The sequence below is a fragment of the Chromohalobacter sp. 48-RD10 genome (assembly GCF_029889785.1).
Lineage (GTDB): Bacteria > Pseudomonadota > Gammaproteobacteria > Pseudomonadales > Halomonadaceae > Chromohalobacter.
In genome coordinates this window covers 68750-87703 of sequence record NZ_JARANX010000008.1, presented here as the reverse complement: position 1 = coordinate 87703, position 18954 = coordinate 68750, and the positions used below count along the sequence as shown (strand labels likewise).

At 62.7% G+C, this 18954-nt stretch carries 19 protein-coding genes; 4 read left to right on the top strand and 15 right to left on the bottom strand.

Annotation, left to right across the window (positions count from 1 at the left end; genetic code table 11):
- Positions 1–27: 27 nt before the first annotated feature.
- Both OP496_RS10705 and rsmD read right to left on the bottom strand, forming a co-directional pair.
- Positions 28–237 carry a cell division protein ZapB gene (locus OP496_RS10705; RefSeq protein ID WP_280563615.1) on the bottom strand — a complete coding sequence of 70 codons (210 nt, stop codon included), beginning with the start codon at positions 235–237 and terminating at the stop codon, positions 28–30.
- A gap of 123 nt (positions 238–360) precedes the next feature.
- A complete protein-coding gene (gene rsmD, locus OP496_RS10700; RefSeq protein WP_348521298.1) occupies positions 361–1146 on the bottom strand; it encodes a 16S rRNA (guanine(966)-N(2))-methyltransferase RsmD in 786 nt (261 codons plus the stop codon).
- Between rsmD and ftsY the strand changes: the two genes are divergently transcribed.
- From ftsY to rpoH, 4 genes are all read left to right on the top strand, one after another.
- Positions 1124–2413 (top strand): signal recognition particle-docking protein FtsY, encoded by a 1290-nt coding sequence (gene ftsY / locus OP496_RS10695; protein ID WP_280563614.1) that lies wholly within the window; start codon positions 1124–1126, stop codon positions 2411–2413. The two genes, rsmD and ftsY, sit on opposite strands and share 23 nt — an antisense overlap.
- A gap of 4 nt (positions 2414–2417) precedes the next feature.
- Complete coding sequence (ftsE, locus tag OP496_RS10690; RefSeq protein WP_280563613.1) at positions 2418–3086, top strand: cell division ATP-binding protein FtsE; 669 nt, start codon at positions 2418–2420, stop codon at positions 3084–3086.
- Positions 3083–4075, top strand: a complete 993-nt coding sequence (gene ftsX / locus OP496_RS10685; RefSeq protein ID WP_280563612.1) for a permease-like cell division protein FtsX — start codon at positions 3083–3085, stop codon at positions 4073–4075. Before ftsE ends, ftsX begins: the two co-directional genes overlap by 4 nt.
- Positions 4076–4228: 153 nt before the next feature.
- A complete protein-coding gene (gene rpoH, locus OP496_RS10680; RefSeq protein WP_280563611.1) occupies positions 4229–5095 on the top strand; it encodes an RNA polymerase sigma factor RpoH in 867 nt (288 codons plus the stop codon).
- Between the two features lie 101 nt (positions 5096–5196).
- On the opposite strand, the gene slmA is transcribed toward rpoH, so the two are convergent.
- The 13 genes from slmA to OP496_RS10615 all read right to left on the bottom strand — a co-directional run bounded on the left by slmA (position 5197) and on the right by OP496_RS10615 (position 18882).
- Positions 5197–5814: a nucleoid occlusion factor SlmA gene (gene slmA / locus OP496_RS10675; protein ID WP_280563610.1), complete on the bottom strand. Its 618-nt coding sequence runs from the start codon at positions 5812–5814 to the stop codon at positions 5197–5199.
- Positions 5815–5919: 105 nt separating this feature from the next.
- A complete protein-coding gene (argB, locus tag OP496_RS10670; RefSeq protein ID WP_280563609.1) occupies positions 5920–6834 on the bottom strand; it encodes an acetylglutamate kinase in 915 nt (304 codons plus the stop codon).
- 51 nt (positions 6835–6885) lie between these two features.
- The gene (locus tag OP496_RS10665) at positions 6886–8298 is read right to left on the bottom strand and encodes a phosphomannomutase/phosphoglucomutase (protein ID WP_280563608.1); all 1413 of its coding nucleotides are present in this window, start codon (positions 8296–8298) and stop codon (positions 6886–6888) included.
- A gap of 72 nt (positions 8299–8370) precedes the next feature.
- Positions 8371–8847 (bottom strand): dUTP diphosphatase, encoded by a 477-nt coding sequence (gene dut, locus OP496_RS10660; protein WP_280563607.1) that lies wholly within the window; start codon positions 8845–8847, stop codon positions 8371–8373.
- Between the two features lie 13 nt (positions 8848–8860).
- Positions 8861–10135: a bifunctional phosphopantothenoylcysteine decarboxylase/phosphopantothenate--cysteine ligase CoaBC gene (coaBC, locus tag OP496_RS10655; protein ID WP_280563606.1), complete on the bottom strand. Its 1275-nt coding sequence runs from the start codon at positions 10133–10135 to the stop codon at positions 8861–8863.
- A gap of 73 nt (positions 10136–10208) precedes the next feature.
- A complete protein-coding gene (gene uxuA / locus OP496_RS10650; RefSeq protein WP_280563605.1) occupies positions 10209–11384 on the bottom strand; it encodes a mannonate dehydratase in 1176 nt (391 codons plus the stop codon).
- A gap of 9 nt (positions 11385–11393) precedes the next feature.
- Entirely contained in the window at positions 11394–12851 is a 1458-nt protein-coding gene (locus OP496_RS10645; RefSeq protein WP_280563604.1) for a mannitol dehydrogenase family protein, read from the bottom strand.
- A gap of 6 nt (positions 12852–12857) precedes the next feature.
- Positions 12858–14138: a TRAP transporter large permease gene (locus OP496_RS10640; protein WP_280563603.1), complete on the bottom strand. Its 1281-nt coding sequence runs from the start codon at positions 14136–14138 to the stop codon at positions 12858–12860.
- Positions 14138–14710, bottom strand: coding sequence for a TRAP transporter small permease (locus OP496_RS10635; protein WP_280563602.1), 573 nt, complete (start codon positions 14708–14710; stop codon positions 14138–14140). Before OP496_RS10635 ends, OP496_RS10640 begins: the two co-directional genes overlap by 1 nt.
- A 75-nt stretch (positions 14711–14785) precedes the next feature.
- On the bottom strand, positions 14786–15754 hold the full coding sequence (locus OP496_RS10630) for a TRAP transporter substrate-binding protein (protein WP_280563601.1): 969 nt from the start codon (positions 15752–15754) through the stop codon (positions 14786–14788).
- A gap of 118 nt (positions 15755–15872) precedes the next feature.
- Positions 15873–16895 carry a Zn-dependent oxidoreductase gene (locus tag OP496_RS10625; protein WP_280563600.1) on the bottom strand — a complete coding sequence of 341 codons (1023 nt, stop codon included), beginning with the start codon at positions 16893–16895 and terminating at the stop codon, positions 15873–15875.
- A 32-nt stretch (positions 16896–16927) separates the two neighbouring features.
- Positions 16928–18139 (bottom strand): D-mannonate dehydratase ManD, encoded by a 1212-nt coding sequence (gene manD, locus OP496_RS10620; RefSeq protein ID WP_280563599.1) that lies wholly within the window; start codon positions 18137–18139, stop codon positions 16928–16930.
- A complete protein-coding gene (locus OP496_RS10615; protein WP_280563598.1) occupies positions 18136–18882 on the bottom strand; it encodes a GntR family transcriptional regulator in 747 nt (248 codons plus the stop codon). Before OP496_RS10615 ends, manD begins: the two co-directional genes overlap by 4 nt.
- Positions 18883–18954: the final 72 nt, after the last annotated feature.

Genomic DNA, 18954 nt, shown 5'->3' with positions numbered 1-18954 from the left:
TTCCCGGTCTGGAGTATCGAGTCTGAGTTACTGGTTTTGCGCGTTATCGCTGGCGTCGTCTTCGAGATCCTGGAACTTGCCTAGCAGTCCGTTAAGGCGACGTTCCCATTCGTCACGCTCCTGCTTGAGGCGCGTGTTCTCCTCGCGCAGCTCTTCTGCTTCCATTTTCAGCATCTCGATGGTCTCGACAGCATTCTGCACCTTCTGCTCGAGCTGGTTGAAGAGTTCGAGGCTCATGGACTTCTCCTACACGTTGGATGGGGCGATGCGAGTGGCACGGGCGAATCTTGCCGAGCCGTTGGTGGTTAGCGTACGCGCGCGCGGCGCGCGCGACAAGCGTCTCCGAGCCCCGACAGGGCGTCAGATATCGTGTCCGTGACGGCGATAAAGACGCCCGATGCCATCGCCCGCGCGTACCTCGCGATGTAGTTGCCAGTTAGCGGGTACCCGAGGCTCGCACTCGTGCTCTATTTCCAGATAGATCAACGCCTCCTCACTCAGCCAACCGTGTGCCTCCAGCGCTTGGCAGGCGTCGACGGCGTGGCCCTGGCGAAAGGGGGGGTCAAGGAACACGATATCGAAGGGTGTGATGGGGCCTGCGAGAAATTCCAGGGCGGCTTGGCGACGCACATGGCCGTTGGCGTCCAGCGTGGCGATATTGGTGCTCAGGCTGGCGGCGACATCGCGGTCGGTCTCCACGAAAAGGGCTTGAACGGCGCCGCGCGAGAGTGCCTCCAGTCCTAGTGCGCCGGTGCCGGCGTACAAGTCTAGAACGTGTGCGCCGGCGAGCTCGAAGGCCAGCCAGTTGAACAGTGTCTCCCGGATGCGATCCGGCGTGGGGCGTAAGCCGGGCCGCTCGAGCACGGGCAGCTGACGGCGACGGTAGTCGCCGCCGATGAGGCGCAAGCGCCCGCTCGCGCGTGACGGCGAGACGCGGTGCGTGCCACGGGCGGCACGCTTGGCTGAGGAAGAGCGGCGTCGATTCATGATCGGCGGATTGTACCGCCACCCGTTGCACAGTGATAGGATGTGGCGATTCAGACACTTCAGGATGCCGAGCGTCATTGCCGCCGTGTCGCGGGAAGCGTGGCGCGCGTCGTCCGCGTAGACGTAGATCACGCCCATGTTCGGTTTTTTAAAGCGCAAGAAGAAGCAAGATTCTCCCGCCCAAGACGTCGATGAGTCGCAAGAGGATGCGGCGGCGCTCGACACTGAAGAGGGCAGTGCCGGTCACGAGGACTCGGCAGACGATGAGGCACCGCCGGCGTCTTCCCCATCGGCTGCTGAAGAGGCGACGCCAACGTCTTCTCAGACTGCGGCCGAGCCGACGACGATTGCCGATCCCGATCCCGATCCCGATCCCGATCCCGATCCCGATCCCGACGAAGCAGATGAAGCGCGTACCGACGAGGCTGTGACAGCGCCAAAGGTCGACGAGCCGGCCAGCGTGACGCAACCCCGGGAGCGCCCCAAGAAGAGTTGGTTCGCACGCATCAAGTCGGGCCTCGGCAAGACGCGCGCCAATTTCACCGAGGGTCTGGCGGGGCTGTTTCTGGGCAAGAAACAGATCGACGATGAGTTGATGGAGGATCTCGAGACCCAGCTGCTGATGGCGGATGTGGGGATCGAGGCAACCACCGAGATCATCGACCGCCTGACCGAGCGTGTCTCGCGCAAGGAACTCAAGGATCCGCAGGCGCTCTACTCAGCCTTGCAGGAAGAACTCCAGGATATGCTCGACCCGGTCGCCCAGCCGTTGGCGTTGCCGCCCAAGGGGGAGGGGCCGTTCGTGATCCTGATGGTGGGCGTCAATGGCGTTGGCAAGACCACCACCATCGGCAAGCTGACACAGCGTTTCCAGAACGAGGGGCGCAGTGTGATGCTGGCGGCGGGTGACACCTTCCGTGCGGCAGCGGTGGAGCAGCTCAAGGTATGGGGCGATCGCAATCAGGTGCCGGTGGTAGCGCAGCACACCGGTTCCGATAGCGCGTCGGTCATCTATGATGCGTTCTCTGCCGCCAAGGCACGCGATATTGACGTGCTGATCGCCGATACAGCCGGGCGCCTGCATAACAAGAACCATCTGATGGAAGAGCTCAAGAAGGTGCGCCGCGTCATGGCCAAACTCGATGAGCAGGCCCCGCATGAGGTGATGCTGGTGCTGGATGCTGGAACGGGCCAGAACGCGCTTTCACAGGCTTCCACCTTCAACGAGGCGGTACCGGTGACGGGCATCACCTTGACCAAGCTCGATGGCACCGCCAAGGGCGGCATCATCTTCGCCCTGGCCAAGCAACTGGGTACGCCGATTCGTTTCATCGGTGTGGGTGAGACCCTCGATGATTTGCGACCGTTCGCCGCCGAGGATTTTGTCTCCGCGCTTTTCGAGCGCGACACGGGCGGAGACGCGTAGCGGTATGATCGTCTTCGAGCATGTCGGCAAACGTTACGGCGGGCGCTCCGAGGCCCTCGCCGATATCAACTTTCGGGTAGAGCGGGGGGAAATGTTGTTCCTCACCGGGCACTCGGGAGCCGGCAAGAGCTCGTTGCTGCGCTTGATCATGCGCCTGGACAAGCCTTCGCGCGGTCGCGTATTGGTGGCCGGCCACGACCTTGATCGCTTTCATCTCAGTCAGATTCCTTATTACCGCCGCCAGATCGGCGTGGTCTTCCAGGACCACCAGCTGCTGTTCGATCGCAGCGTTTTCGCCAACGTGGTGCTGCCGTTGGAAATTCAGGGCGTGGAGCCCCGCGAATCGGCGCGTCGTGTGCGGGCTGCATTGGACAAGGTCGGTTTGCTGTATCGGGAAACGGCGCTGCCCATCGAACTTTCGAGCGGTGAGCGCCAACGTATCGGCATTGCGCGGGCGGTGGTCAACAAGCCGTCGTTGCTGCTCGCCGACGAGCCCACTGGCAACCTCGATCCACAGCTCTCGGCCGATATCATGCGCTTGTTCGAGGACTTCAATCGCATCGGTACCACGGTGATGGTCGCCAGTCACGACCTGGCCCTGATCACGCGTCTGCGGCACCGGGTCTTGCGCCTGCGCGAAGGCCGACTGGTCGGCGATGAGGAGGCGGCATGACACGGCGCACGACGTCCCCGGAAAGTCAGCGCTCCACGCGGCGTGGCGCTAGAGCCTCGCAGGTAGGGCTGGAAAGTCGCACGCGGGCGTGGCTGCGTCATCATCGCGCGATGTGGCTCGATAGCGCTAAGCGGCTCGCCAAACGCCCGCTGAGCAGCCTGTTGACCATGCTGGCGATCGCCATCGCCCTGGTACTGCCCAGCGGGTTATGGCTGGCCCTGGATAGCGCCCGACTGCTGGATGCCGAGCTCGACGAAAGCGCTACCGTGACCGTCTATCTCGATACACGCCTCGATGAGCGTGCGGCGATGGATGTCGCTGCGCGACTGCGTGATCGGGCACCTGTGGCGGGGGCACGACTGGTGACTGCCGCCGAAGGTCTGGCCGAATTCCAGCAAGGCGTGGGGCTCGAGGATGCACTGGCCTCGCTGGAAGATAACCCGCTGCCCGCAGCGGTGGTGGTCACCCCGGCCGACACTGACCCCGATTCGGTGCGTGTGCTGGCGAGCAATCTCGAGGCGGTTGATGGCGTCGATGAGGCGCGTGTCGACCTCGCTTGGCTGGAGCGCCTGCGGCGTTTGGCTGAGTTGGGGCAGCGTTTGACGCTGGCGCTGGCGGGGCTGTTCGGGTTGGGCGTGCTGCTGGTGGTTGGCAATACCATCCGCTTGGCAGTGGAGAGCCGGCGTCAGGAGATCGAAGTGGTGACGTTGATCGGGGCCACCCATGCGTTTGTGCGCCGCCCATTCCTTTATAGCGGTGCCTGGTACGGCCTGGGCGGCGGCGTTCTGGCGATCGTATTGCTGGTCCTGGGTGGCCATTGGTTATCGGCCCCGGTCACTGCCTTGGCCGAGAGTTACGGGGCCCACTTCACGCTGCCGCGACTCGGCTTCGGGGGATCGGTTTTGCTATGTGTGTGTAGTACAATATTGGGCTGGCTGGGTGCTTGGTTAGCCGTCGGCCGTCATCTTGCCGACATCAAACCCCGCTAGGCTTGACAAGCCTGATGGCATGTATTGAACTTTCGTTCAAGTTAGCCTTCTAATGGGTCATGCGTGCTATCAGGCACATGATTCCTTCGCCGTGCAGCCGTGGATGTTGGATACGCCACGCACGCAGGGTGAACAACCGATGGAGACATCTGCATGAGCAACAGTCTTCAGCCCGTGGGTCATCTTTCTCCCGGTCATGACCTGAATGGTTACATTCAGGCCGTCAACCGCATTGCTGTGCTGTCCTCCGACGAGGAGCGAGAACTGGGCTTCCGCCTGTACGAACAGGGGGATCTCGAAGCGGCGCGGCGCTTGGTCATGTCGCACCTGCGTTTCGTGGTACACATCGCACGCAGCTACTCCGGCTACGGCCTGCCTCAGGCCGACTTGATTCAGGAAGGCAACGTCGGCTTGATGAAGGCCGTCAAGCGTTTCGACCCGAATCAGGGAGTGCGTTTGGTATCGTTCGCCGTGCACTGGATCAAGGCCGAGATTCACGAATACGTGCTGCGCAACTGGCGCATCGTGAAGATCGCGACCACCAAGGCCCAACGTAAATTGTTCTTCAATCTACGTGGTGCCAAGAAGCGTTTGGCGTGGCTCAACAACGATGAGGTCGATGCCATTGCCAAGGACCTCGACGTCAAGCCGCAGGTCGTGCGCGAGATGGAAGGCCGTCTCTCGTCGTTCGATGCCGGCTACGATGCCTCGCCCTCCGAGGATGAAGATCAGGGCTATCAGGCGCCGGTCCATTATCTCGACGACGAGCGTTACGATCCTGCCGCGCAGCTCGAAGCCGCGGACTGGGAAGAAGACTCCTCGCATCGCTTGCAGTCGGCGCTGGGTGAACTCGATGAGCGTTCACAGGATATTCTGAAGCGTCGCTGGCTTTCCGAATCCAAGTCCACGCTGCATGAGCTGGCCGATGTGTACGGCGTTTCCGCCGAGCGTATTCGTCAGCTTGAAAAGAACGCCATGAAGAAGATCAAGCAGCAGCTCGGTGACGCCTTCGCCGCCTGAGTTCGAGCGCTGCCGCGAAAAGATAGAGCGAAAAAATCCGTACGCGTAAGCAACAATGAACAAATGCCCGGCCATGCGCCGGGCATTGTTGTATGCAGCGTCTATACGTGGGCAGGGTGTGGCGTGGCGACCAGCAGACGAGCGGAGAGCATCTGCCACTGATCTTCCCAGTGCTCGGTGGGAAGACGCCGGAAGTCGCTGCGCACATATTGCGTAATGCGCCCATCGGCGGTGGCCAGCAGCAGGTTGGCGGCGGCCGAGACTTTTAGCGTGGTGCGCAATCCTTCGTGAATCTCGGCTTCGCGCAGTATCTGCTTGAGCTGGGTCTCCAGTCGGTCGAAGAGCTGCGTCATGCGCACGCGCAAGCGTGCGGTTTCTCCGGTCAAGGCATCGCCACCGAGTAGCCGGCACAGACCGGGGTTCTTTTCTGCAAAGCCCAACAGCAGTGTCAGAATATGATGACAGCGCGCCTGTGCCTGCGGCTCTTCATCGAGAATGCGACGGATGCGCTCGAACAGCGTCTCCTCTATGAATTCGATCAGCCCTTCGAACATCCGCGCCTTGCTGGGGAAATGCCGGTAGAGGGCGGCTTCGCTGACGCCGACCTGGCGGGCCAGCGCGGCGGTCGTGATCCGCTTGCCGCTGTCCTCCTGCAACATCAGCGCCAGCGCCTGGAGGATCTGCTCCCGGCGAGTTTGCTTGGGTGTTTCCTGCGTCATCGATTTTCTTCTATTGGAATCGTGTTAGCCCATCCTAATGGGCTGCCGAGATGCCGACAAATCGTCGCGCATCGCGGCGCACCGTCCCGGGTGCGAGGGGAATTGTCAGTCTGCGGCGCCTTCGTCGGTGTCGGTGATCAGTGTGCCGACCCCGGCATTGGTGAAGATCTCCAGTAGCGTGGCGTGCGGTACGCGACCGTCGATGATATGCGAACTGGCCACGCCGCCTTTGACGGCATCCAACGCACAGCGAATCTTGGGCAGCATGCCGCCATGGATGGTGCCATCGCTGATCAGTGCGTCCACCTGCGCGGTGGAAAGGCCCGTCATGACTTCATCCTCGGCATTCATCAGCCCGGCGACGTTGGTCAACAGCATCAGCTTCTCGGCACTCAGTGCTTCGGCGACCTTGCCGGCGACCAGATCGGCGTTGATATTGTAGCTATGGCCTTCGGCGTCGACGCCGATCGGCGCGATCACGGGGATGAAATCGCGCGCGGTGAGCATCTCGATGAGGTCGGTGGCGATGTGCTCGACCTCGCCGACATGGCCGATATCGATGATCTCCGGTGCGGTCATCTCCGGGCTTTGATGCTCGACGCGCAACTGGCGTGCGGTGATCTGCGCGCCGTCCTTGCCGGTCAGGCCGATGGCCTTGCCGCCGCTGCGGTTGATCAGGTTGACGATGCTCTTGTTGACCAACCCTCCGAGTACCATCTCGACCACGTCCATGGTTTCGGCATCGGTGACGCGCATGCCGCCGACGAAGCGGGACTCGATGTTGAGACGCTCGAGCAGGTCACCGATCTGCGGCCCGCCGCCATGCACCACCACTGGATTGATGCCGACTTCTTTCATCAACACCATGTCGCGGGCGAAGGAGTCGATCAGGGGGTCCTCGGTCATGGCGTTGCCGCCGTACTTCACTACCACGGTCTTGCCGGAGAAGCGCTGGATGTAAGGCAGCGCCTCCGACAGGATCTCGACCACTAGACGCGGGTCGCGTGCGTGTTCATTCATGAATGTTGTCTCCTTGAAAGCGGCCGGTGCTCAGGCACCGGCCGCCGAACGTCAGAAGGGGAGATCGGCCTCGGGGGCGACCTGCTTGAGGGCGTCACGGAATTGGCCCTGAATGCGTGCCAGAGCTTCCTCGCTCTTGCCCTCGAAGCGCAGTACCAACATCGGCGTGGTGTTGGACGCGCGGCACAAGCCCCAGCCGTCGGCATAGTCGACCCGGATGCCGTCGAGGGTAGTTTTCACCCCATCCTCGCCGAAGTCGCCTTCCCGAGCCAGCTTGTCGACGATGGCGAACTTGTTCTCGTCGCTGACCTTGGCGTTGAGCTCCGGCGTGCTGAGGTCCTGCGGGAAGCGCCCAAAGAAGGCGTCGGCGTCCAGCCCTTGCGTAGAACGTTGCCGCGAGAGGATTTCCAGCAACCGGGCGGCGCCATAGAGGCCGTCGTCGAAGCCGTACCAGCGTTCCTTGAAGAAGATATGGCCACTCATCTCGCCGGCCAGCGCCGCGCCGGTTTCCTTCATGCGCGCCTTGATCAGCGAGTGCCCGGTGCGCCACATTTCCGGTGTGCCGCCGGCGTTTTCCACCACCTGGGCCAGGTTGCCGGTGCATTTGACGTCGAAAATGATGCGTGCGCCGGGGCTACGCTCGAGTAGGTCCTCGGCGAAGGCCATCATCAGACGGTCAGGATAGATCACCTCGCCCTTGGGCGTGATCACGCCGAGACGGTCGCCATCACCATCGAAGGCCAGGCCGATATCCGCGCCGGTTTCCTTGACGGTGCGGATGACGTCCTCGAGGTTTTCCAGCTTGCCGGGATCGGGGTGGTGATTGGGGAAATCGCCGTCGATATCGGCGAACAGCGGTATCATTTCCGCCCCCAGGCGTTCGATCAGTTGCGGGCCAAGTTCGCCGGCCACGCCATTACCGCAATCGACGACGGCCTTGATCTTCCCACTCAGGCTGACATCGCCGAAGATGCGGTCCAGGTAGGCATCGCGCACATCCATTTCACGCAGGCTGCCTTCACCCTCGCCAAGCGCATTGTCCTGGATGCGCTGATAAAGCGCGGTGATGGCGTCGCCGGAGAGCGTTTCGCCACCCAGTATGATCTTGAAGCCGTTGTAGTCGGGCGGGTTGTGGCTGCCCGTGACCATGACGCCGGAACTCGTGCCTTCCAGCGTGTGGGTGGCGAAGTAGAGCACCGGCGTGGGCACCATGCCGATATCGATCACGTCGCGTCCTGCGCTGCGCAGGCCACGAATCAGAGCCGCCTGTAGGCGCTTGCCCGAGTGACGGCCGTCGCGGGCGACGACCACGGTGGTTTCGTCGCGGCTGGCGGCTTCGGCACCGATGGCGCGACCGATCAACTCGACGCCTTCCTCGGTCAGGCTGTCGTCGACGATGCCGCGAATGTCATAGGCGCGGAAGATGGACGCGCTGATGGACGTATTGGGAGCTTGTTGGCTCATGGTGAATCCCTTCAAGTCGATGGCCGTGTGGCCGTGAACATCGGGGCGACCGTCAGCGTCGCCCGCCCGAACTCAATGACGGCCGGAGTGACCGAAGCCACCTCCGGCGCGCTCGCTGGCGGCGAAGTCCTCGACGATATCGAGCTTGGCCTGTACCACGGGCACAAGCACATATTGTGCCAAGCGCTCGCCCGGTTCTAGAACGAACGTCTGGTTGCCGCGGTTCCAGACCGAGATCATCAGTTCGCCTTGATAGTCGGAGTCGATCAGGCCGACGAGGTTGCCCAGCACGATGCCATGCTTATGCCCCAGGCCGGAGCGCGGCAGAATCATGCCGGCAAGGCCCGGGTCGCCGATGTGCACGGCGAGGCCGGTGCGCACCAGCTCGCAGTCGCCCGGCGCCAGCGTCAGCGGGCCATCGAGCAGGGCACGAAGGTCCAGGCCGGCGCTGCCGGTGGTGGCGTAACCGGGAAGAGGAAAGTCGTGAACGCGTTCGTCCAGAATCTTCACCGACAAGGTAGTGTCGGAAGACAACGAGGCATCTGACATGGGAATGGGTCCGTCAGTCGTGCGCCGTGGGGGCGCGTTGGGCGTAAAGCGTCAATACCCGGTCGACGATGGCGTCGGCCAGGGTGGTCTTGGGCTGTGGCGGCAGCGCTTGGCTATCGGTGTCATCGCCGTCTCGCCACAGCAACAGGGCGGCGTTGTCGTCGGCGCCGAAGCCGAGCCCGGCCTGGGAGACATCGTTGGCGACGATCATGTCCATGCCCTTGCGTGTCAGTTTGTCGCGTGCATAGCGTTCCACGTCACGGGTCTCGGCGGCGAAGCCTACCACCAGCGGGTGCGGTGAACGCGCGGCGATCTCGGCCACGATATCGGGGTTCTTGACGAGGGTGAGCGTCATCGTCTCGCTGGCGTCGGTCTTCTTGAGCTTGTGTTCGGCGACGTGTTCGGCGCGATAGTCGGCGACCGCCGCGCAGCCGATGAAAATATCGCTTTCGGTGGCGGCGTGCTCGGCGGCGGCAAGCATCTCGCTGGCCGATGTCACATCGATGTGCTCGACCTCCGGGGGCGTTGCCAGGACGACAGGGCCGCTGATCAAGCGCACGTGAGCGCCACGTTGGGCCCAGGCCTCGGCCAGGGCGTAGCCCATCTTGCCAGAGCTATGGTTGGAAAGGTAACGCACCGGATCGAGCGCTTCATGCGTCGGCCCGGCGGTGATCGTGACTATCAATCCTTCGGCATCGCGCACTGCCGGTGCGACGTCGGGCGCCGTGGAGCTAGGCGCATCCTCGGGCGCCATCGAAAGTTCGGCGATCAGCGTTTCCGGCTCACGCATGCGGCCGGGCCCGACATCGCCACATGCCTGCTCGCCGCCATCGGGGCCCAGCAGGCGCCAGCCCAGGGTACGTAGCGTCGCGACATTGGCCTGGGTCGCCGGATGGCGCCACATGGCCTGGTTCATCGCCGGGGCCATGACGCATTCCGCGTCGCTGGCCAGGCACAGCGTGGTGAGCAGGTCGTCGGCATGGCCATGCGCCAAGCGTGCCATGAGATCGGCGGTAGCCGGCGCGACGAGAATGACTTCCGCCCAGCGCGCCAGCTCGATATGCCCCATGCCGGCTTCCGCCTCGGGGTCGAGCAGCGACGTGCGCACCGCTTCACCGGTGAGTGCCTGAAGCGTCAGCGGGGTAATGAAGGCCTGCGCGCCCTCGGTCATGACCACGCGCACGTCACAGCCCGCCTTTTTCAACAGGCGAGCGAGCTGAGCGCTTTTGTAAGCGGCGATACCGGCGCTGATGCCGAGTAACACGCGCTTGCCGAAGAGTGTTGGCATGACGGGAATCCTGGCCGTTGTGCAGGACTTCCACCTTACCATCGTGCCCCGGCTTTGCGTAGCCGGCGCCGCTTCAAGTGCACAGCTGCTTGATGGCGGTCTCCATTCCCCGCAACTCGGCCAGCCCCTTGAGACGCCCGATCAGTGGATAACCGGGGCGCGACTCGCGATTGAGATCGTCGAGCAGGTGATGACCATGATCGGGGCGTAGCGGCAGACGCGGACCGCCGTCGCGTTCGCGGCGACGCTCCTCGTCGATCAGGACCTGCATGACGCCGACCATGTCCACGTCACCATCGAGATGTGCCGCCTCATGGAAAGTCCGTGGGTCTTCCTCGCGCCGAGTGGCACGCAGATGAGTGAAGTGGATGCGCTCGGCGAATCGCTGGCCCATCGCCACCAGATCGATCGCCTCGCTGACCCCCAAAGAGCCGGTGCAGAAGGTCAGGCCGTTGGCCGGGCTGGGGGCGGCATCGAGGATCCATTGAACGTCATCGGGCGTCGAGATCACTCGTGGTAGGCCGAACAGCGAGCGGGGCGGATCATCGGGGTGGATCGCCAGGCGAATGCCGACCTCCTCGGCCACCGGAACGATAGCGCTCAGGAAGTGGCCGAGATTGTCGCGCAGGCGGGTGGCATCGATCTCGGCATACTCGGCGATCACCTGCCGAAAACGTGCCAGGGTGTAGTGCTCCTCGGCGCCGGGGAGCCCGGCGATGATGGTGTCGATCAGCCGCTGGCGCGCCGTGTCATCGAGCGTCTCGAGGTAGCGAAGAGCGGCGTCGCGTTCGGCGGCGGCGTAGTCGCGTTCGGCGCCGGGACGCTCGAGCAGATACAGATCGAAGGCGGCGAAGGCGGTCTGGTCGAAGCGCAGTGCCGTGCCGCCGGTGGGTAGTGGCCAGGCCAGATCGGTGCGCGTCCAGTCGAGCACCGGCATGAAGTTGTAGCACACCACGTCGATACCGCAGGCAGCCAGGTTACGCAGCGTCTGCTGGTAGTTGGCGATGTAGGCATCGCAGTCACCGCTGGCCTTCTTGATGTCCTCGTGGACCGGCACGCTTTCGACCACCGACCAGTTGAGTCCGGCGGCCTCGATCAAGCGCTTGCGCTCGGCAATCGCCTCGCAAGGCCAGGTTTCCCCGTTGGGGATCTCGTGCAGGGCGGTGACGGTGCCGGTAGCCCCGGTCTGGCGGATATCGTCGAGAGTGATCGGATCGTTGGGCCCGAACCAGCGCCAGGTGTGTTCCATGGTCTTATCCTATCCTATCGGAGCGTCGAGATCGGCCAGGGCTGTGTCGACGCCGCGGTCGTTCAGTGTGCGGTAGGCATCGAGTACTGCGCCTCTAAAACGGGTATCCTCGGCCAGCGCGCGTGGGAAGATAGCGTCGAGAGCGAAAAAGGCGGCGATCAGTGGCTCGGGCTTGTCATGTTCGGCATGCAATGCGGCGAAGGTCTCGGCCATCGGGTCGTCGACCGGGTGGCGCGCGCCAGCCAGGTCGCGACCGGCGGTATAGCGGATCCAGGCTGCCACGCCGAGTGCCGTGCAGCGGATATCCGCGTCGTCGGCGAGACGCTGCCGGGTCCCGCTCAGCCAGCGCTGGGGAAGCTTCTGCGAGCCGTCCATGGCGATCTGTTGCAGGCGATGGTGCAGGCTGTCGTTGGCGAAGCGGGCCAGCAGGCTATCGGCATAAGCGTCGAGGTCGGTGCCTTCGGGCATGTTCAGCGTCGGCGCGGCCTCGTCACGCATGTAGCGGCGCAGCAGGCCAACGAATTTCTCGCGGTCGATGGCGTCGGCCACCGTCTCGATCCCCGCCAGCACGCCGAGGTAGGCGAGCAGCGAATGGCTGCCGTTGAGCATGCGCAATTTCATGGATTCGAAGGGTGCGACATCGGCGACCATTTGCACGCCGTCGTGTTCCCAGTCAGGACGTCCCTGGGGAAAGTCGTCCTCGATCACCCATTGGCTGAAAGTCTCGCAGGTTACCGCCGCCGGGTCGTCGATGCCCTGCGCGCGCAGGCGCTCGAAATCGGCCTCGCTCATTGCCGGAACGATGCGGTCGACCATACTGCAGGGGAAGGCGACGTGTTCGGTGATCCATGCGGCGAGCTCCTCGTCGCGTTGGCGTGCCAGCTCGATCACCGCGCGGCGAGTGCGCTTGCCATTATCGGGCATGTTGTCGCAGCACAGCACCGTGAATGCCGGAGTATCGGCCGTGAATCGCCTAGCCAGCGCTTCTACCAGCATGCCCGGTGCGGTCTGCGGCTGCGTGGGGGCGGCGATGTCGTGACGAATCGGCTCGGCTTCGAGCAGTAGCCGGCCGTCCGCCGGGTCGAGGTGATAGCCCTTCTCGGTCACGGTCAGTGTGACGATGCGTACGTCGGGTTCGCTCATGCGGGCCAGCAGGGCGTCGAGGTCCTCGCCGCCGGGACCGGCATAGAGTGTCTCGCGAATCGCCGTGACCTCGCGCAGAGTCAGGGTTTCGCTGTCGGTGTACTCGGCGACGTGATAGCGCTGATTGCGTTCGCGCATCAGCTCGACGAGCTGGCGATTGGAACGCAGGTTGGCGCTGACGATGCCCCATGAGCCGCCATCATGGCGGGCCAGGTTACGCTCCAGGTAGACCGCTTGGTGGGCGCGGTGAAAGGCACCCAGGCCGAGATGGACGATGCCCACCGTGGCCGGCGCGTGCGTGCTGAGTATTGATGTCGGAGTCATGATCGATCAGTCTCCCATCAGCAGGTTGGGTAGCCACAGCGAAAGAGCCGGCACGTAGGACACCAGTAGCAGCACTACCAGGTTGCAGATCAGAAACGGCACGATGGCCCGAGCCACACGCAGCATCGGTAGCTTGCCGATACCCGAGACAACGAAAAGGCAGACCCCGAGAGGTGGGGTGGTCAGTCCGATCATCAGGTTAAGCACTGCCATTAGAGCGAAATGGACCGGGTCCATGCCCACGCCGGTAGCCACTCCCAGTAGCGCCGGGAACAGGATGATCAGTGCGGCGATGGTTTCCATGAAGGTGCCGACCACCAACAGGATCAGGTTGAGTATCAGGATCACCACGATGGGATTCGCGCTGAAGCCCAGGATCTGGTCGGCGATCATCTGCGGGATCTGCTGGCTGGTGAGGATCCAGCCGAACAGGTTGGCCAAGCCCACCAGCAGCATCAGCGAGCCAGAGGTAAGTACCGTGTCGACGATGATCTGCGGCAGGTTGCGCCAGGTGATGCCCTTGTAGACGAACATGCCGATTATCAAGGCGTATAGGCTGGCGACGATAGACGCCTCGGTGGGTGTGAAGACGCCGCCGATGATGCCGTAGAGAATGATGAAGGTCATCATCAGCGCCCAGAAAGCGCTACGGCCTTCCTTGATCAGTTCCCTGAAGGTCGCCCGCCGCTCCTTGGGATAACCGCGCTTCACCGCCAGGATGTACACGGTGATCATCATCGCCAGGCCCAGCAACAGGCCGGGAATGGCGCCGGCCAGGAACATCCTGCCGACCGAGACGCCGGATAGCGAGCCGGCGATGATCATTGGCACGCTGGGCGGGATGATCGGACCCACCGTCGATGAGGCGGCGGTGACCGCGGCGGCGAAGGGTTTGTCGTAGCCGGCACGGGACATGCCGGGGATCATCACCGAGCCGATGCTTGCCGCATCGGCCACGGCGGTGCCGGAGATACCGCCGAAGATCATCGAGCCGCCCACGTTGGCCAGCCCCAGGCCACCGCGGATATGACCCATCAGGGCGTTCGCGAAACGCACGATGTGATCGGTGATGTTGCCGACATTCATCAGGTTGCCGGCAAGCACGAAACCGGGAATGCACAGCAGAACGAAGGTATCGATACCACCGTACATGCGCTGCGGGACGATGGTCAGCGAGATGTCCGATAGTAGCAGGTAAGAAAGTGAAGCGATGCCCAGCGAAAAGGCGATGGGAATACCCACCAGCAGCAGAACGATGAATACGCAGAACAGGACGGTGACTTCCATTACAGCGTCTCCCCGGCATGAGCCGATCCGCCGCGAGCAATGGCCACCCCGGCCTCGATCAAGCCGATCACCGCATACAGGGCGGACAGGCCGAATAGGGCGACGATCGAGAAGAAGATGTAGTGCATGTGGACCTCGAGCGTCGGTGAGGTCTGGAAGGCGCCTACCTGGGCGAATTGCATGGCATAGGGGGTCATCCACGCCGAGAAGACACCCACGACCAAACAACAGAGCGCTCGGTAGACCAACTGGCTGCGTCGGCCCAACAAATGCTGGAAAAGTTCTACGTTGACGTGGCGGTTGCGGCGAAGGACGAGTCCGGACGACAGCGCCACCATGTAGATGAACAGATAACGCGACAGCTCCTCGGTCCAGGCCGGGGAACTAGGCAGCGCCACTCGGGAGACGATTTGCAGGATAACCACCGCAGCGATGGCTATCAGTGCCAGCGATGCGAGTAGGGCGAAAAGGCGGTCGAGTCCGCTGACCAGCCGCCCCCAGATACCGCCGAGAGGTGGAATTTCGGCAATGTCGTGCAGTGGATCGCTCGATATGGAATCGGAATCGCTCATCAGGGATATTCCTCGGCGAGTCGGCAGAGTGCCGGGGCTGTCATGCCCAGCCCCGGCGTTGGGGGATGCGCCCGATCAGAGGTCCTGAATCGCCTCATAGAGCTTTTGCTGCTCATCGTTGAGCGATGCCTTGACGGCCGGTTCGGCTGCCTCGGCGAAGGCTTTTTGATCGACCTCGACGAACTCCATGCCTGCCTCTTCGAGCGCATTGCGCAGACGTTTCTGGTCCTCGGTGAAGAGTTTCGCTTCATAGGATTGCATCTGCTGAGCCGCATCGAGGACCACCTCTTGCAGATCTTTCGGCATTGACTCGAGCTTTTTCTTGCCGATCACCACGTAGATCCAGCTACGCACGTGGTCGGTCACGTTTACGTAGTCCTGAACCTCATTGAAGCTGGCGCTTTCGATCAGCGACAGTGGGTTTTCCTGGCCATCGATGGTGCCCTGCTGCAGCGATGTGAAGACCTCGCTGAAGGCCATCGGCGTGGGCTTGGCGCCAAGCGCCTGCCAGGTATCGACGAACAGCGGCACGTTAGGTACGCGCAAGCGCAAACCGTCAAGGTCAGAGGGTTTCTTGATCGGCCGGTTGGACGTCAGCTCACGCGGGCCGCGTTCGAACCAGGCGATCGGTACCAGGCCGGCTTTCTCCTCGATCTGTTGTTCGATCTGCTTGCCGATATCGCCCTCGACTGCCTTGTGCAGGTGCTCGGAATCGCGGAAGGCGTAGGGCACGGCCATCATCGCCGCCTTGGGGGCCCAGTTCTGCAAGCTTTCCCCGGTGATGGTCATATCAGCGGTGCCGAGTTGAATGCTGTTGATGACTTCCATCTCGGTGCCCAACTGCTCGTTGGGAAATATCTGTACGTCGATGCGGCCGTCGGACTCCTCTTCGACGACTTGTTTGAAGCGCTCGGCGGCTTTGTTCCAGATGTTGTCTTCGTTGGCCAGGTGGCCGAATTTGAGGGTGTAATCCGCGGCGGTGGCGAACGGGGCGGCGAGTATGCTTGAGCCGATAACGGCGCTGGCGAGTAGCTGTTTGAGCATGACGTTCACTCCTGACTCTGATTGATGGCTGTTGTTGTTGAGCGTTGAGTAGTGGTTTGTTGAGTAGTGGTTTGCAGTCGATCGTTGGCGAGTGCGAGGGGGCGAAGCGCTTGGCGCTTCAGGCATCGAGCTCGATGAGTACCTTGCACACGCGTTCCGGGTAATGGTCGATCATGTGGATCGCCTCACCCATCTCAGCGAAGGGCAGCCGGTGGCTGACCAGCGCCGTGGCATCGAGCCGCCCGCTAGCGAGCATCTCGATGACTTCGGGGAACTTGCGGTTGTTGAGTCGTGAGCCGACGATGCTCAGCTCCTTCTTGATCACCTCGAGCTGAACCAGGTCGCTGGGCGTAGTGTTGAAACCCAGCAAGCCAATACGTCCGGCCGGCGAGGCGATCCGCGCGAGCTGAGGGAATAGCGCCGGCACGCAGGCGGCGTCGGCGATCAATGGCACGCCCTCGCCGCTAGTGCGCTCGGCCATCACGGCCTCGAGATCTTCCCGCTGACCGTTGACGGTGTGACGGGCGCCAAGCGAGCGGGCGACATTCAACCGGTCGTCGATGACGTCGCAGACGGTTATGTCGGTGAGCCCTTTGGCTCGGGCGACCTGGAGGATCGTCAGGCCGATCACGCCGGCGCCGAGGATCAGCAGAGGATCGCCGTCATACGGCTGCATCCGGTCGAGGACGTTACAGGCGATGGTGTAGGGCTCGACCAGTGCGGCCTGATCGAGAGCGATGGACTCGGGCAGCCGATGGGCGTTGGCGGCGGGAACGCTGACCTGGTTGGCAAAGCCACCGTTGCGGTGCACGCCGATCACCTGCATGGCGCTGCAGACGTTGGGCCGCCCGATACGGCATGGGTAGCACTCGCCGCAGTTGATCACCGGGTCGATGCATACGCGATCACCCACCGAGAGGCCCTCTACGCCGTCGCCCACCGCTTCGACGACGCCGGCGAACTCGTGGCCGGTGACCCGTGGGAAGCGTACGAAGGCGTTGTCGCCGTGAATGATATGCATGTCCGAGCCGCAAATACCGGCGAAGGCGACGCCGACGCTCACCTCGCCAGCGGCAACTCGAGGGGCATCGCTATCAACGATGCTGAAATCGTGGGGGGCGCGAACCTCAAAGGCTTTCATGACAGACTCCGCTCTATGAAAGGGAAACGGGATTACCAGTGCCAGAGCGTACCGTCTTCCAGACGGTTGACCGGCAGGCTGGCGCGTTTGTAGGGGTACTTCGCGGCGAGCTCTTCATCGATATCGACACCGTGTCCCGGGGACTCGCCCACCAGGAAGTGGCCGTCCTCGAAGCGATAGTCGTGGGGGAATACCGCGTCGGTCTCGTCGGCGTGCGGCATGTGTTCCTGGATGCCGAAGTTGGGTACCCAGGTGTCGAAGTGGATCGCGGCGCCGAGACATACCGGCGACAGGTCGGTGGGGCCGTGAAAGCCGGTGCGCACGTGGTACAGCGACGCCAGGTCGGCGACGCGGCGCATCGCGGTGATGCCGCCGCCGTGGGTGAGCGGCATACGGATGTAGTCGATCCACTGGTTCTGGATCATCTCGCGGCAGTCGTGGATCGAGTTGAATACCTCGCCGATTGCCAGCGGTGTGGTGGTATGCTCGCGTATCAGGCGGAGGCTTTCCTGATTCTCGGCCGGCACGCAGTCTTCCAGCCAGAACAGGTGATAGGGCTCGACGGCCTTGCCCAATCGCGCTGCCTCGATCGGCGTCAGGCGATGATGGACGTCGTGCAAGACGTGCAGCTCGTCGCCGAAGCGCTCGCGTACGGCGGCAAACAGCTTGGGCGCATGGTTAAGGTACTTTTCGGTGCTCCAGACGTGCTCGGCAGGCAGTGAGGAGTCGGCCGGCTCGTAACGCTCGCCAGGGTTCTTGGCCACGCCGTAGGTGGTCTTGATCCCCGGCACCCCAGCCTGGACGCGTACCGCCCGGTAGCCCATCTCGACGTGGCGGGCCACTTCCTCGAGGCAGTCATCGATCTCCTGGCCGGTGCAGTGGGCGTAAGTCATTACGCGCTCACGGCTTTTACCGCCGAGCAACTGATAAAGTGGCATGCCGGCGGCCTTGGCCTTGATGTCCCATAGTGCCATGTCGACGGCGGCAATGGCGGTCATGGTCACTGGCCCACGCCGCCAGTAGGCGCCGCGATAAAGATACTGCCAGGTATCTTCGATGCGGCTGGCGTCGCGGCCTATCAGCGCTGGAACGACGTGTTCGTCGAGATAAGCCGCCACTGCCATCTCACGGCCATTGAGGGTAGCATCGCCTATCCCGTGAATACCCGCGTCAGTGATGATCTTGAGCGTCACGAAGTTGCGGCCGGGGCAGGTGACGATGGTATAGGCGTCGTGAATCTTCATGCACTGACTCCAGAATGCAGCGAGGTTCGACGACCACCGGCCGGGGTGGACGCGAACAGTTCGGGGAAGCGCTCGACCAAGTTTGGCAGTGAGCTGAGTATTTCGCGCAGGTGTTCCCTCACGGCTTTTTCTGCCGCCTCGGGGTTACGCGCAATGATGCTTTCGAGAATGTGGGTGTGCTGATCGATCAGCTTCGTAATCGGTGTGGCGTCCGGCACGCTCAGGTAGCGAACCCGGTCGAGTTGTGCCTTGACCTCCTGTGTCACGCGCCAGGCGGCGTCGTGCCCAGTCTCTAGCGCGAGCGTGCGGTGGAATGCTTCGTCGAGACGGTAGAAGCGGTCATGGTCCTGGGTCTCGATGCAGCGTTGCTGGCGGGCGATGAGTTCGTGAAGCTCATCACGTACCACTGGGGCGAGTCCCTGTTCGGCGGCGTCTCGTGCGACTGCGATCTCGATGGCTTCGCGGACGAAACGTGCCTCCATGACATCGGCTTGAGAAATGTGCACGACGTAGGTGCCGCGCTGGGGACGTACCTCGATCAGGCCGGCCTCCGAGAGTCGAATAAAAGCTTCGCGTACGGGTTGCCGGCTGACCGCGAAGGTGTCCGCGATCTCTTTCTCCGATAGAGCTTGGCCGGGCGCCAACGTCATGCGAATGATCGATTGGCGCAGGACCGCATAGAGGCGTTGACGGACATTATCGTCGGGCTGTTCGTCCCAGAGCGCGAGCAGCGATGGCGTCATGTAAAGATCCTGAATCGATACGTTGTATGACTAGTATGGTAGTCAGGTTAGATAATCATGCGATGCAACTTT

What these genes read in the sequence shown, in the direction of transcription:
- OP496_RS10705 (WP_280563615.1), bottom strand. Translation starts at nt 237, where the DNA reads ATGAGCCTCGAACTCTTCAACCAGCTCGAGCAGAAGGTGCAGAATGCT.
- ftsY (WP_280563614.1), top strand. Translation starts at nt 1,124, where the DNA reads ATGTTCGGTTTTTTAAAGCGCAAGAAGAAGCAAGATTCTCCCGCCCAA.
- ftsE (WP_280563613.1), top strand. Translation starts at nt 2,418, where the DNA reads ATGATCGTCTTCGAGCATGTCGGCAAACGTTACGGCGGGCGCTCCGAG.
- ftsX (WP_280563612.1), top strand. Translation starts at nt 3,083, where the DNA reads ATGACACGGCGCACGACGTCCCCGGAAAGTCAGCGCTCCACGCGGCGT.
- rpoH (WP_280563611.1), top strand. Translation starts at nt 4,229, where the DNA reads ATGAGCAACAGTCTTCAGCCCGTGGGTCATCTTTCTCCCGGTCATGAC.
- slmA (WP_280563610.1), bottom strand. Translation starts at nt 5,814, where the DNA reads ATGACGCAGGAAACACCCAAGCAAACTCGCCGGGAGCAGATCCTCCAG.
- argB (WP_280563609.1), bottom strand. Translation starts at nt 6,834, where the DNA reads ATGAATGAACACGCACGCGACCCGCGTCTAGTGGTCGAGATCCTGTCG.
- OP496_RS10665 (WP_280563608.1), bottom strand. Translation starts at nt 8,298, where the DNA reads ATGAGCCAACAAGCTCCCAATACGTCCATCAGCGCGTCCATCTTCCGC.
- dut (WP_280563607.1), bottom strand. Translation starts at nt 8,847, where the DNA reads ATGTCAGATGCCTCGTTGTCTTCCGACACTACCTTGTCGGTGAAGATT.
- coaBC (WP_280563606.1), bottom strand. Translation starts at nt 10,135, where the DNA reads ATGCCAACACTCTTCGGCAAGCGCGTGTTACTCGGCATCAGCGCCGGT.
- uxuA (WP_280563605.1), bottom strand. Translation starts at nt 11,384, where the DNA reads ATGGAACACACCTGGCGCTGGTTCGGGCCCAACGATCCGATCACTCTC.
- OP496_RS10645 (WP_280563604.1), bottom strand. Translation starts at nt 12,851, where the DNA reads ATGACTCCGACATCAATACTCAGCACGCACGCGCCGGCCACGGTGGGC.
- OP496_RS10640 (WP_280563603.1), bottom strand. Translation starts at nt 14,138, where the DNA reads ATGGAAGTCACCGTCCTGTTCTGCGTATTCATCGTTCTGCTGCTGGTG.
- OP496_RS10635 (WP_280563602.1), bottom strand. Translation starts at nt 14,710, where the DNA reads ATGAGCGATTCCGATTCCATATCGAGCGATCCACTGCACGACATTGCC.
- OP496_RS10630 (WP_280563601.1), bottom strand. Translation starts at nt 15,754, where the DNA reads ATGCTCAAACAGCTACTCGCCAGCGCCGTTATCGGCTCAAGCATACTC.
- OP496_RS10625 (WP_280563600.1), bottom strand. Translation starts at nt 16,895, where the DNA reads ATGAAAGCCTTTGAGGTTCGCGCCCCCCACGATTTCAGCATCGTTGAT.
- manD (WP_280563599.1), bottom strand. Translation starts at nt 18,139, where the DNA reads ATGAAGATTCACGACGCCTATACCATCGTCACCTGCCCCGGCCGCAAC.
- OP496_RS10615 (WP_280563598.1), bottom strand. Translation starts at nt 18,882, where the DNA reads ATGACGCCATCGCTGCTCGCGCTCTGGGACGAACAGCCCGACGATAAT.